This is a genomic window from Halolamina rubra (assembly GCF_000739555.1).
GTDB classification, from domain to species: domain Archaea; phylum Halobacteriota; class Halobacteria; order Halobacteriales; family Haloferacaceae; genus Halolamina; species Halolamina rubra.
This window is the reverse complement of record NZ_BBJN01000002.1, coordinates 29,411-42,661: the sequence shown is the minus strand read 5'-3', so window position 1 is coordinate 42,661 and position 13,251 is coordinate 29,411. Positions and strand designations below refer to the sequence as shown.

The following is a 13,251-nucleotide window of genomic DNA, read 5'->3' as shown; positions in this document are numbered from 1 at the left end:
GGTTAACGCTCACGGGTTACAGTGTAAACCACATACAGCGATATCGAATCTCGATGGTCGGCGCCACCGCCGGCTATTTGCCCGGTCCCCGAGAGACACAGCCGTGCGACTCGTACAGGTGATGATCCCCGCCGGGAAGCGCGAGGCCGTGCTCTCGGTGCTGGACGACAACGGGATCGACTACGCGCTCTCGGACGAGACCAGCGGCCGGCGCTACACCGGGCTGGTGTCGTTCCCGCTCCCGACCAACGCCGTCGAGCCGGTGTTGGACCAGCTCAGGGAGGAGACCGGGATCGACCGCGACGCCTACACGGTGGTGCTCGACGCCGAGACGGTGGTCTCCGAGCGCTACGAACAGTTGGAGAAGGAGTGGACCGAGGGGGAGGAGGGCGAACGCATCGCCCGCGACGAGCTGGTCACCCGGGCGTCGGATCTGGCGCCGGACTGGGTGCCGTTCGTGGTGATGACCGCGATCAGCGCCGTCGTCGCGACAGCCGGGCTGCTGATCGACTCGCCCGCGGTCGTCGTCGGCTCGATGGTGATCGCGCCGCTGATCGGGCCGGCGATGGCGACCAGCGTCGGCTCGGTCGTCGACGACCAGGAGCTGTTCGTCCGGGGGATCAAGCTCCAAGCCGTCGGCGCCGTGCTGGCGGTCGGCAGCGCCGCCGCCTTCGCGGGGCTGTTACGCTTCGGCAACATCGTCCCCCTCGGCGTGAGCGAGGTGTTCGCCATCGGCGAGGTGCGCGAGCGACTCTCGCCGGGGGTCCCCTCGCTGGTCGTCGCGCTCGCGGCCGGGATCGCGGGCGCGCTCTCGCTCTCCTCGGGGATCTCCTCGGCGCTCGTGGGCGTGATGATCGCCGCGGCGCTGGTGCCGCCGACCGCGGTCGTCGGGATCGGGATCGCGTGGGGGCGGCCGGAGGCGGTCGTCGGCTCGGCGGTGCTGGTGGCGGTGAACTTCCTCTCGATCAACCTCGTCGCGCTGGCGACGTTCTGGTACCAGGGGTACCAGCCCGAGGACTGGTTCGACGTGGGCGAGGCCCGCCAGGACACCGCCAAACGCATCGGCGCGCTCGCGGTGACGATACTGGTGCTGTCGAGCGTGCTCGCGGGGGCGACGTACGCCTCCAGCCAGCGCGCGGCGTTCGCCGACGACGCCCGGGCGGAGACAGCGTCGCTGCTCGCTGGCGAACCGTCGCTGTCGCTGGTCGACTTCGAGGTCGAGGCCGGGACGGCGTTCCCGTTCCGGAGCCCCCAACGCGTGGTGGTGACGGTCGGCTACCCGCCGGGGGAGGAGCCGCCGGCGCTGGCCGAGCGGCTGGCCGCGCGGATCGGCGCCATCGAGAACGGGCCACTGGGGCTGGGGAGCGGGGAGGGCGTCGCGGTGTCGGTGCGCTACGTCGCCGTCGATACCGCGGGCGAGGACTCGGCGGCCGGCGCGTCGACGGCTCAGGCGTTCCGCGACGGCGGGATGTCCGGCGTCCAGTCGACGGCCGCGACCACCGTGTCGAGCACGTCGTCGACGTTCTCGCCCTCGGTCACGCTCATGTAGGCGTCGGCGTCGACGTCGGTCGACACGTCGGACTTGTTGCAGACGGTGACCATCGGCGCGTCGAACTGCCCAGCGAGCTCGTCCCGCAGCTCGAGCTGGGCCGGCAGCGGGTAGCCGCACTGGCCGGAGGCGTCGACGACGAACAGCACGGCGTCGGCGAGGTGACGCAGCGCGGAGACGGCCTGGGCCTCGATGTCGTTGCGCTCGTCCTCGGGGCGGTCGAGCAGCCCCGGCGTGTCGACGATCTGGTAGCGGATCCGGTCGTGCTCGAAGTGGCCGACGTGAACCGCCGTCGTCGTGAACGGGTAGGACTCGATCGCGTTGCGCGCGTTGGTGACCTCGTTGACGAACGAGGACTTCCCCACGTTGGGGTAGCCGGCGACGACGATCGCGGGCTCGTCGGGGCGGATGTCCGGCAGCGTCTTCAGCTCGTCACGGGCCTCGCCGACGGCGAGCAGGTCGTCCTCGATCTCGTCCATGATGTCGGCCATCCGGGCGAACGCCTGCTTGCGGTGTTTCTTCGCCGTCTCGGTGTCGCTGTTCCGGATCTTCGAGGCGTACTCGTCGCGCAGCTCCTCGATCTGGTTGCCGGCCCAGGTCACCTCGCTCAGCGCCTGCCGGAGGCGGTCCACGTCGACGATGGCGTCGGCGAGCTCGTAGTAGAACGGGTCGACGTAGTCGAAGTCCGGCCACGCGGTCGCGACGTTCTGGAGGTTGTCCGAGAGGATGTTCCCGGCGGTGCGCAGCATGGCCTCCTGGGCCTCGTAGGGCTCCTTGGCGCGTCCGGTCCGGGCGGCCCGGGAGAACGCCTTGTCGAGGAGCTCCTCCGACCGGGGCGTGGTCGGGAGATCTTCGAAAGTCATTGATTACGGGAGCGTAGCCGCCCAGCGCGTAAAAACGCGTCCGTTCGGTGAACGGTCGCCCGCGCCCGCCAGGCCCGGGCGTCGACGACGCCACATCGGTCGCCGACGACGAGACAAAGAAACACCGTATCTATCACGATTTTACACTACAGACACCGCCGTTAAACCTCTACTACTGGCTGTTTGTCCATATATTCACCATAGAGATTTAGATACGCAACCAAGGGATTAGGTACCACGGGTCGCAGAGAGTCGACTGCACATGGAGTCAACGAACGTCGCGAACTCGTCCGCAGACGCAAACGAACGTCGTAGTCTTTCCGGAAGAACTGTGGAAAACCGAAGCGAAACGCGCGAAACAGTCGGAGGTGTGTGGTGATGCCCGTCGAACCCGCCGTCGCCGACGGGATCAACACGGTCTGGGCGCTGGTGGTGGCGTTCCTGATCTTCTTCATGCAGCCGGGGTTCGCGCTGCTGGAGGCCGGCCAGGTCCGCGCGAAGAACGCGGGCAACGTGCTGATGAAGAACATGACCGACTGGACGCTGGGCGTGCTGGCGTACTTCGTCGTCGGCTTCGGCCTCTCGGCCGTCGTCGCCGGCCTGACGAGCGCGTCGGCGGTCGACGTGGGGAGCGCCTTCGCGTACCTCTCGGACTCGGGCGCGTGGGTCGGCTGGCTCGTCGGCGCGGTGTTCGCGATGACCGCCGCGACGATCGTCTCCGGCGCCGTCGCCGAGCGGATGTCGTTCGGGGCGTACGTGTTCGTCGCGGCGGCGATGACCGCCGTGATCTACCCCGTCGCCACCGGGATCACCTGGGGTGGCGGCCTGCTGGCCGCGGGGGAGAACCCGGGCTTCGTCGCCGACCTGCTCGGCGTCGGCTACCTCGACTTCGCCGGCGCGACGGTCGTCCACATGCTCGGCGGCCTCGCCGGGCTGACCGGCGCGTACATGGTCGGCCCGCGCAAGGGGCGCTTCGACGAGCACGGCGACAGCCAGCCGATCCCGGGCCACTCGATGCTGCTCGCCGTGCTGGGGACGCTGATCCTCGCGTTCGGCTGGTACGGGTTCAACGTCGGCACCTCCGCGATCTTCGACGGCAGCAACGAGCTGCTCACCGCCCAGCTGGGTCGCGTCGCGCTCAACACCACGCTCGGGATGGGCGCCGGCGCGCTGGCGGCGATGGCGGTCTCGGCGTACTGGCAGGGGAAGCCCGACCCGCTCTGGACCGCCAACGGGCTGCTCGCGGGGCTGGTCGCCGTGACCGGCGCCGTCCCCCACGTGACGTGGTGGGGCGGGCTGGTTCTCGGCGGCCTCGGCGGCGCGATCGTGCTGCCGACGTACCGCTTCGTCGTCGACGACCTGGGCATCGACGACGTCTGCGGCGTGTTCCCCGTCCACGGCGCCGCGGGCGCACTGGGGACGATTCTGATCCCGGTCTTCGGCGTCGAGGGCGGCTCGTGGTCGTTCCTCGGCGTCGATCAGCTCCTGATGCAGCTCGTCGGCGTCGCGGTCGTCGGCACCTGGGCGGTCGTCGGCAGTGCGGCGGCGTTCGCGGTCGCCGACGCGCTGTTCGGCCTGCGCGTGAGCGAGGAGGCGGAGGAGCTCGGCCTCGACGAGGGGGAACACGGCGTCTCGGTGTACCCCGAGTTCACCGGCGACGGCGGCCCCGAGCCGACGGTGGCCGCCGACGGCGGCAGCGTCGAGACCGACGGCGGCGTCCCGATGGGGGAGCCGATCCGCGACGACGCCGCGGTCGACGGGGGTGGGGCCGATGAGTGACGCCGACGTGGAGATGGTCGTCGCGGTGATCCGTCGGGAGAAAGTCGGCGACGTGAAGGCGGCGCTGGCGGAGGTCGGCGCCCCCTCGCTGACGGTGACGGAGGTCACCGGCCGGGGCTCCCAGCCGGCGAAAACCGAGCAGTGGCGCGGCGAGGAGTACACGGTCGACCTCCACGAGAAAGCCAAGATCGAGTGCGTCGTCGCCGACGCGCCCACGGCGGCCGTCGTCGACGCGATCCGCGACGCCGCCCACACCGGCGAGAAGGGCGACGGGAAAGTGTTCGTGATCCCGGTCAGTCACGCGGTCCAGATCCGGACCGGGAAGGAGGGGCCCGAGGCGGTGTAGCCTACGAGCGCGGGCGCAGCTCCTCGCCGCCCAGCCCGGCGAGCCCGCCGCTGCTCTGGGAGATGTTGAACGCCATCACGAGGTCGGTCTGGGAGAGCAGCCCGACGATGTTCCCCTCGCTGTCGGCGACGGGAAGCCGCCCGGTGCGGTGGGACTGCAGCGCGTCGAGGGCGTCCATCACCTCGCTGTCGGGTGAGAGCGTCGGGGTGTCGTAGTTCATCACGTCCTCGACGCGGTAGGCGTCGCGCTCGACTTCCGGCACCGACTGGGTGTCGTCCAGGGTGACCATGCCGACGAACTCCCCGTTGCGCATCACGGGGTAGCCGACGTGGCGCTCGCGCAGCATCCGCTGGATGAGCTCGGCGATCGTCGTCTCCTCGTCGACGGTCTGGAGCTCGGCGGCGGGGGTCATGATCTCCCGGACGGTGACGCCCTCGAACGCCGCCTTCAGCACGCTGCGCTGGGCCTCGCTCGAGGCGCCCATGTAGATGAAGAAGGCGATCGCAAGCAGGATCAGGTCGAAGCCGATCAGGCCGACGAACCCCATCAGGATCGCGAACCCCTTGCCGACCGTCGTCGCGATCTGGGTCGCGCGGACGTGCGAGCGGTTCCGCGCAAGCAGCGCGCGCAGCACGCGCCCGCCGTCCATCGGGAACCCGGGAAGCATGTTGAACACCGCCAGCATCACGTTCACCAGCGCGAGGTAGCCGAACACGAACTGCACGGCCGGGAGCTCGGCCGGGATCGTGGTGAACACGCCGTAGGAGACGACGCCCACGAGCACGCTCACGATCGGGCCGGCGACGGCGACCGTGAACTCCTGTCTCCAGTCCTCGGGCATCTCGGTGAACTGGGCGACGCCGCCGAGCAGCCAGAGCTTGATCGAGTCGATCTCGAAGCCGTAGCGCATCGCGACCAGCGAGTGGCCGAGCTCGTGCAGGAGCACGCCGACGAACAGCCCGATCGCCGACGCGGCGCCGATGAGCCACGGCGTGTTCCCCGCGGTCAACGGCGCCTCGCCGGGCACGCTCGAGGGCAGGATGCCGAGGATGTCGACCCAGAAGCCGACCTGCGAGCCGATCACCCACGCGAACAGCGGTAGCACCAACAGGAACGTCACGTCGATCTTGATCGGGATCCCGTAGATCCGCCCGATCTGGAAGCTCGCCATGTCTCTCGGTAACGGGGCGCCGCAGGTAAGTTGACTGGTGGGGTGAACAGGCCGGAGGGAGGCCGACCCAAAGATTCTGTATCGCTAAATGTGGTTTATCGATCCAGATACTCCTGCTGGATCGCCACGACCGCCGCCGAGTCCTCGCACTCCGAATAGCGCCGCAGCGGCTCCTCGTTGAGTTCGAGGAACGTCTCGCCCCAGGTGAACTTCGAGAGGATCCGCTCGGCGTGGTCGGCCTCGCCGAGGATCACCAGCGCGCCCGCGAACGCCTCGACGGTCGTGAGCTGCATCGGCTTCCCGAAGTTCACGGGGTTGGCGGCGACGAGGTACGGCAGCGCGCGGTGGTCGCCGTCGATGGTGAACTGCTTCTCGCCGGCGGACTCCCAGGAGCAGTCGAGCGCGACCAGCGCGTGCTCGGCGGCCTCGCGGTCGGCGGGCGACAGCGCGCGCTCGGCGTGGGGGTTGAGCACCACCCCGTAGGGTGTCGCGCGGTCCGAGCGGTGGAGTTCCGCGAGGTCGAACCGCGCGAGCTTCCGGGCGGTACATTTCTCGGGGTCGTCGTCGCCCTCGTACCGGACGTGCAGGTCCACACCCGGGCTCGGCGCCCGAGCGACAAATGCTCCCCGACCCTTCTTGGGGCCGCTCCCCCGACGTGGCGTATGAGCCACACAGAGTTGGTCGAGCGCTACTACGAGGCCGTCGACGCGATGGACGCCGAGGGCCTCGAGAGCGTGCTGGCCCCCGAGTTCCGCCAGGAACGGGGCGACAGGAGCTTCGAGGGGCGCGACCGGTTCGTCGAGTTCATGATGACCGAGCGACCCCGCACCGACACGGTCCACGCGGTGGATACGCTGTTCCGCCCGGCCGTCGACGCCGACGACGCCCGCGGGCGCGAGGTCGCGGCCCACGGGCGACTGTTCGGCGAGGACGGCGAGGAGCTGTTCGCGTTCGTCGACCTGTTCAGCGTGGAGGACGGGGAAATCGTCGAGCTACGGACGTTTACCAAATGAGCCGCGGCGCGCGACCGGCGGCGGCCTCTGTGCCGCCGCAAGGAGCCGATGCCGCGGCTCTGTGAACTGAAACGCAGTTCCTGACCGCGTGGATCCTCCCCTCCAGTTCGCGGGGGCTCCGTCGCCGGCTGCTCGCGGGCCCGGCGGTCCCGCGTTGCTCCAGCCTCGTTCTACTCACGCTCGCTACCGCTCGCCGTTCGTTACCCGGGACTGTTTGCCTCCGCTCGGTCGCTAACTCCCTCGCGAAGTTTGCCTGTCCCGTTACTCGTCCCCCACCGCGCTCTCGCCGACCGGCTCCTGCCCCTCGATGACCTCCTGGCCGCCCATGTACGGCTGGAGGGCCTCGGGCACGTCGACGGTGCCGTCCGCGTTCTGGTAGTACTCCAGGATCGCCACCACCACGCGCGGGACGGCGACGCCCGAGCCGTTGAGCGTGTGGAGGTACTCCGCCGACTCGTGCTGCTCGGGTCGGTACTGGATCCCCGCCCGCCGCGCCTGGAACTCACGGAAGTTCGACACCGACGACACCTCGAGCCAGCGGCCGCCCTGCTCGGGGCCGTCGGCCATGTCGTCGCCGGGCGCCCACACCTCGATGTCGTACTTCTTGGCCTGCGTGAAGCCGAGGTCGCCGGTACACATCTCGAGGATGCGGTACGGCAGCCCCAGCGCCTGCAGCACCGACTCGGCCTCCGAGACCAGCCCCTCGAAGCGCTCCTCGCTCTCCTCGGGCCTCACGAAGTTCACCAGTTCGACCTTGTTGAACTGGTGGACGCGGACGATCCCCCGCGTCTCGGTGCCGTGCTCGCCGGCCTCCTGCCGGAAGTTCGGCGAGTACGCCTGGTACTTCAGCGGCAGGTCGTCGTCGAGCAGGATCTCGTCGCGGTGGAGGTTCGTGACGGGCACCTCCGCGGTCGGGAGCAGCCACAGGTCGTCGTCGTCGTACGGCTCGTCGTGGCTCCCCTCGAGTCGGTAGGCGTCCTCGGTGAACTTCGGGAACTGGCCGGTTCCCTCCATCGACTTGCTGTTCACCGGGATCGGCGGGAACACGTCGGTGTACCCCTGCTCGCGGTGGGTCTCGAGGAAGAACTGGATCAGCGCGTGCTCGAGCCGGGCGCCCTCGCCCTTCGCGAAGTAGTAGCCGCCGCCGCTGACCTTCGCGCCGCGTTCGAAGTCGAGGATGTCGAGCTCCTCGCCGAGGTCGTAGTGGGGCGTCACCTCGTCGGGGAGATCGCGCAGGTCGTCGAACCCCTCGCGCCGGCGCTCGACGTTCTCGCTCTCGTCGGCGCCGCGGGGCACGTCGTCGTCGGGGAGCATCGGGATCCGCATCATGCGCTCCTCGAGCTCGGCTTCGAGCTCGTCGGCGCGATCCTCGACCGCCTCGAGGCGCTCCTTGAGCTCGCTCGAGCGGTCGATGGCCTCCTGCGCTTCCTCCTCCTTCCCGTCGCGTTTGAGCTCGCCGATCTCCCGGCTGACCTCGTTGCGTTCGTGGCGGAGGTCGTCGCCCTCGGCCTTCAGGTCGCGCCACTCGTCGTAGATCTCGAGGATCTCGTCGAGCTCCACGTCGTCGACGCCCTTCGCGTCGAGCGCGTCCCGAACGCGCTCTGGCTCCTCTCGGAGGGTCTGTCGGCTGATCATGGGCGGAATTCTCGGTGATTCGGGAAAACCGTGTCGGGTCCGTGGGAAGATATGGCGGGAGGTGGGGTGGAAGACGCCGGTTGCGCTTAGGGCGTGATCAGCGGCTCGAACGGCGCCCGCAACAGCATCTCGATCGTTGGCCACTTGCGACCGCAGGCTGCCGGGCACAGGGCCCGGCACAGTTTCGAGTCCCCATCCCTCCCCCCGCGAGCAGCCGGCGACGGAGCGACCCCCGAGCAGTGAGGGCTGTGTGGGCGGTGGGGTCGCAAATGGTCTATCCTCGAGACGCTGTTGCGGTGCGGGCAGACGCTACAGATCCCGCCCCGAAACCAACGTCGCCGTGGCGACGTCGTTCTCGCTGTTCCGCCACACCGACGAAACGATCCCGTCTCAGTCCTGGCCCGCGAAGAACATCTCCAGCCCGTTGCGCGTGATCCGCACGTCGATCGTCCCCGTCCCGGTCACGTCGACCTCCTGAACGTCCTCGTACGGACCGGTGACGACGTGAACCCGGACCGGGATCGCTGCCTCGCCGTCGCCGGGCGAGGGCGCCACGTCGGGGATCAGCTGCCGGGAGCCGGGCGGGACCGTCCCCTCGAAGTCGGGCTCGGGCGGGTCGTCGGCGTCGTACTCCGCGACCGGCGTCGCCGTCGCGGTCACGTCCCGCGAGCCGCCGCTGCGGTTCTCGATCGCCATCTCGACCTCGTCGTTGGTCAACGAGGTACAGCCGGCGAGCGCGACGGCGACCGGGAGGGGCAGGAACGAACGACGGGAGAGCGCCATCACCGGGAGTCGGCGTTCCGGAGAGAAACCGTCGTCGGTATCGGCCGACGGGCGACTCCGTCGCGCGGGTAGCGCGACGGTTTCCCACCTCGCTACTCCTCGGGGTGGGCCCACTTCATCGCCTCGCGGACCGACTCCTTCCGGCCGATGAACGTGACGCGGTCGCCGCGTTCGAGCGTGAGGTCGGCCTCGGGCACGAACGTCTCCTCGTCCCGGGCGACTAGCCCGATCAGGCAGCCATCGGGGAGTTCGGGGCCGAGTTCGCGGATCGACTGGCCGATCAGCGGGTCGGCGGTGACCTCGATCTCCTGCACGTCGCCGGTCTCGCCGATCCCCTGCATCCACCGCGCCATCGACGGGCGCTCGATGTAGTCGTCCATCGCCTGCGCGGTGGCCATCGCGGGGGCGATGGTCCGGACGCCCAGCTCCTCGAAGGCGTCGACGTTCTCGGGGTTGTTCGTCCGGGCGATCACGCGATCCGGCGAGAACTTCGACTGGGAGAGCTGGGAGATGAGCAGGTTCGCGTCGTCGTCGCCGGTCGCGGCGACGATGATCTTGGCGTTGTCCGCGCCCGCGGCCTGGAGCACCTCCGTGTCGGAGCCGTCGCCCTTGTGGACGGCGAACCCCGCGTTGCGGGCCTGCTCGATCCGCTCTTGGTTCTCCTCCACGATCACGACGTTCTCGCCTCGGTCTTCGAGGCGGGTCGCGAGCTCGCGCCCGACCGACCCCCCTCCGACGATGATGACTCGCATGGGTATGACGTGAGTTTCTCTGCGATCTGGCGGGCCAGCCCCGCCTCGAACACGACTGTCAGCAGGATGGTCAGGAACACGGTGCCGACCAGCACGTTGGCGGCGTCGGGCATCCCGACGGCCTCGCTCCGGAACTCGATCGCGAACAGCGTCGCCACGGACGCGGGGATGATCCCGCGCGGGCCGACGAAGCTCATGAACAGCTTCTCCTCCCGGGTGAAGCGGTCGCCCGCGCTGGAGACGAACACCAGCAGCGGCCGCAGGATCAGCGCGACGACGACGACGACGCCCAGCTTCCGGAGCCCGAGCTCGAGCACCACGCCGAAGTCGAGCAGCGCCGCCAGCGTGATGAACACGAACGAGAGCACGATCAGCGTTATGTCGCCTTTGAACGCCGCGATCTCGTCCTCGTACGGCACGTCGGCGTTGCCGAGCAGCACGCCCGCGACGGCGACGGCGGCGACGCCGGCCTCGCTGGCGAGGTAGTTCGCGGCCGCGTAGGCGACCAGCGCGCCGGCGAGCACCAGCAGCCGAGCGTTCCGCGGCGCGTTCCCCGGCGAGAGATCGACGTACTGGAGCGCGTAGTAGAGCGCCCCCGCGACGAGGACGCCGACGAACAGCCCGTAGGAGAACCGCCGGACGAAGTCGACGACGATCGCAGTCGGGCCGGAGACCGGTCTCGTGATGATGTTGAAGATCACGACCGCGGTGATGGCGGCGGTCACGTCGTTGACGATCCCCTCGGTGTCGAGCGCGATCCCCACGCGGTCCCGGACGGGGACCACGTCGAGGATCGGCGCGATCACTGTCGGCCCGGTCGCGACCAGCAGCGAGCCGACGAGGAAGGAGACCGGCCAGCCGACCTCCAGCAGGTAGTGGACGGCGATCCCCGTGCCGACCAGCGCGATCAGCGCGCCGACGGTGACCAGCCTGAAGGCGGTCTTCGGCGCCTCCCGGATCTCGTCGATCCGGAGGTGGAACGCGCCCTCGAACACGATGATCGCGACCGAGAGGCCGACGATCGCCGACAGCGCCGGCGTCCCGAACGACTCGGGGTTGAGCAGCCCGGTCACCTCCGGGCCGAGCAGGATCCCCGCCGCGATCAGGAACACGATGCTCGGCACGCGGAAGCGGTCCGAGAGCACCTGGGCGATCACGCCGATCCCGATGACGCCGGCGACGACCGCGATGAGCACGGCTGCCTCGTTCCCGGCCATCTACGGCACCTCGGTTTCGACGACGCTGTTCGCCTGCACGTTTGTAGGAACCGCTGGGGGCCGCTTAAACGTGGCTACCGCGGTCGATTACTCGTAGAGGTCCTCGACCTCGTCGCTCCAGCGGTCCAGGATCTTCCGGCGTTTCTTCTTCATCGTCGGCGTCAGCAGGTCGTTCTCGGGCGTGAACTCCTCGGGCACGAGCCGGAACTGCTTGATCTGCTCGTGGCTCTCGAACTCCTGGTTGATCGCCTCGACCTCCGACTGGATCAGGTCGCGCACGCGGTCGTCGTGACAGAGCGCCTCGTCGTCCGCGGGGAGGTCGAGCCCCTCGCGCTCCCCCCACGCCCGGACCGACTCGAACGCCGGCACGATCAGCGCGCCGACGAACTTCCGGGCGTCGCCGACGACCATCGCCTGCTCGATCAGCTCGTTGTCGGCGAACGCGTCCTCGATGGGGCCCGGCGGCACCATCTTCCCCGTCGAGAGCTTCAGCAGCTGTTTCGCCCGCTCGCGGAACGCGATGTAGCCGTCGGGCCGGATCTCGACCACGTCGCCGGTCCGGAACCACGGGTCGCCGCCGTCGTCGGCCTCGTCGAACGCGTCGGCGGTCTCGTCGGGCTTCTCCCAGTAGCCGTCGGTGACGTTGGGGCCGCGGACGAGCAGTTCGCCCGTCTCACCCTCGATCTCGTCGCCCATCACGCCGATGGACTCGTCGAGCTTCGTCTCGACGTCGACGACCGGCGGGCCGATCGTGCCCGGCTTGGGGTCCTCGATGGGGTTGACGGTGAGCACCGGCGCCGTCTCCGTGAGCCCGTACCCCTCGAGGATCGGGATCCCCATCCCGTGGAACAGCCGGCAGAGGTCCTCCGAGAGGCTGCCGCCGCCGGAGACGAAGAAGTCGACGTTGTCCCCCAGCGCCTCGCGGACGCTCGAGTAGACGAGCTTGTCGCCCACGTCGTGTTTCAGCGAGAGCAGCGTGCCGGGGTTCTCGGCCCGCTCGTACTCCCGGGCCACGTCGACGGCCCACTCGAAGATGCGCTGTTTGATCGGCGACTCGCTGGCCTGCTCGCGCACCGCGGCGTAGAGCTTCTCGTACACGCGCGGGACGCTCGTGAACGTCGTCGGCCTGACGAGCTTGAAGTCCTCCCGCAGCGTATCCGGGCTCTCGGCGTAGGCGATCGTCGCTCCCGAGGCGAACATGAGGAAGTGCCCCGAGAGCCGCTCGAACACGTGCGCGAGCGGGAGGAAGGAGAGCGCGACGGTGTCGGTGTCGGTCGTCGGCATCTCCGGGTCGCGGTCGGGCCGCGGGCCGAAGCGCCGGTAGCACTGGTTCACGTTCGACCGGAAGTTGCGGTGGGTGAGCTTCACGCCCTTCGGCTGGCCGGTGGTGCCGGAGGTGTAGACGAGGCTCGCGAGGTCGTCGGGATCGCGCTCGTCGAGCCAGCCCTGGTAGGCATCGGCGTCGAACGCCTCGGCGCCGCGGTCGTGGAGCTGGCCCAGGGTGAGCACGTCGTCGCGGTCTCGGACCGCCGCCGCGGCGCCGCTGCCGTCGGCGGGCTCGTCCATCACGACGACGAAGGAGAGGTCGAGCTCGTCCTCGACGTTCAACACGGTGTGCAGCAGGTCGCCGTTCTCGACGACGACGCCGTCGGCGCCGGCGTCGCCCAGCAGGTACTCGGTCTGCCCCTCCGAGGAGCCGCTGTAGACGGTGTTGACGACGCCGCCGGCGGCGAGCACGCCGAAGTCGGCCTGGGCCCACTCCATCCGGGTGTCGGCGAACAGCCCCACGCGGTCGCCGGCCTCGATGCCCAGCTCGCGGAACCCGGCCGCGAGGTTGCGCACGATCTCCTGGGTCTCCCCGTACTGCAGGTCGGCGAACTCGCCCGCGGGCGCCTCGGGGATGACGCCCTCGGCGACCAGCGAGCGGTCGTAGATCCCGCCTTTGTAGCGCTGGGCCACCTCGTCGGCGTTGCGCTCGGCGCTGGCCTCGAACATCGCCGGCAGCGTGTCGTCCTCGATGACGGGGTGATCGAACCCCCGTTCGGCGTCGCGGATATCCATGAGTCGGGGCTGTGTCGGGAACGACCATAAAGTTCCGTACACCACGGGGGTGTTGCTCGGGGTTGATTCGGCGGGCGTCGAC

The 13,251-nt window shown here is 69.4% G+C and carries 12 protein-coding genes; 4 read left to right on the top strand and 8 right to left on the bottom strand.

The features are described 5' to 3' along the window. Positions 1-103 precede the first annotated feature (103 nt). Complete coding sequence (locus ACP95_RS15040) at positions 104-1,549, top strand: TIGR00341 family protein (RefSeq protein ID WP_237560365.1); 1,446 nt, start codon at positions 104-106, stop codon at positions 1,547-1,549. Here the strand turns inward: ACP95_RS15040 and ACP95_RS00250 are convergent. Then, a complete protein-coding gene (locus ACP95_RS00250) occupies positions 1,447-2,412 on the bottom strand; it encodes an NOG1 family protein (protein ID WP_049979282.1) in 966 nt (321 codons plus the stop codon). The genes ACP95_RS15040 and ACP95_RS00250 overlap by 103 nt on opposite strands. Before the next feature lie 378 nt (positions 2,413-2,790). On the opposite strand from ACP95_RS00250, the gene ACP95_RS00245 reads away from it, so the two are divergent. Further along, positions 2,791-4,191 (top strand): ammonium transporter, encoded by a 1,401-nt coding sequence (locus ACP95_RS00245; RefSeq protein WP_049979281.1) that lies wholly within the window; start codon positions 2,791-2,793, stop codon positions 4,189-4,191. After that, complete coding sequence (locus ACP95_RS00240) at positions 4,184-4,537, top strand: P-II family nitrogen regulator (protein ID WP_082224509.1); 354 nt, start codon at positions 4,184-4,186, stop codon at positions 4,535-4,537. The genes ACP95_RS00245 and ACP95_RS00240 overlap by 8 nt, the downstream gene beginning before the upstream one ends. A gap of 1 nt (position 4,538) precedes the next feature. Here the strand turns inward: ACP95_RS00240 and ACP95_RS00235 are convergent, their stop codons facing one another. Next, positions 4,539-5,708 (bottom strand): CBS domain-containing protein, encoded by a 1,170-nt coding sequence (locus ACP95_RS00235; protein WP_049979279.1) that lies wholly within the window; start codon positions 5,706-5,708, stop codon positions 4,539-4,541. A gap of 95 nt (positions 5,709-5,803) precedes the next feature. Further along, positions 5,804-6,301: a DUF367 family protein gene (locus ACP95_RS00230; RefSeq protein ID WP_049979278.1), complete on the bottom strand. Its 498-nt coding sequence runs from the start codon at positions 6,299-6,301 to the stop codon at positions 5,804-5,806. 69 nt (positions 6,302-6,370) lie between these two features. Between ACP95_RS00230 and ACP95_RS00225 the strand changes: the two genes are divergently transcribed. Continuing rightward, a complete protein-coding gene (locus ACP95_RS00225; RefSeq protein ID WP_049979277.1) occupies positions 6,371-6,721 on the top strand; it encodes a nuclear transport factor 2 family protein in 351 nt (116 codons plus the stop codon). Between the two features lie 261 nt (positions 6,722-6,982). Here the strand turns inward: ACP95_RS00225 and serS are convergent, their stop codons facing one another. From serS to ACP95_RS00205, 5 genes are all read right to left on the bottom strand, one after another. Further along, on the bottom strand, positions 6,983-8,356 hold the full coding sequence (gene serS / locus ACP95_RS00220) for a serine--tRNA ligase (RefSeq protein ID WP_049979276.1): 1,374 nt from the start codon (positions 8,354-8,356) through the stop codon (positions 6,983-6,985). A 390-nt stretch (positions 8,357-8,746) separates the two neighbouring features. After that, a complete protein-coding gene (locus tag ACP95_RS00215; RefSeq protein WP_049979275.1) occupies positions 8,747-9,139 on the bottom strand; it encodes a hypothetical protein in 393 nt (130 codons plus the stop codon). 92 nt (positions 9,140-9,231) lie between these two features. Further along, positions 9,232-9,891: a potassium channel family protein gene (locus ACP95_RS16580; protein ID WP_394324963.1), complete on the bottom strand. Its 660-nt coding sequence runs from the start codon at positions 9,889-9,891 to the stop codon at positions 9,232-9,234. After that, positions 9,810-11,108, bottom strand: coding sequence for a cation:proton antiporter (locus ACP95_RS00210; protein WP_394324962.1), 1,299 nt, complete (start codon positions 11,106-11,108; stop codon positions 9,810-9,812). Before ACP95_RS00210 ends, ACP95_RS16580 begins: the two co-directional genes overlap by 82 nt. 87 nt (positions 11,109-11,195) lie before the next feature. Continuing rightward, entirely contained in the window at positions 11,196-13,169 is a 1,974-nt protein-coding gene (locus ACP95_RS00205; RefSeq protein ID WP_049979274.1) for an AMP-dependent synthetase/ligase, read from the bottom strand. Positions 13,170-13,251: the final 82 nt, after the last annotated feature.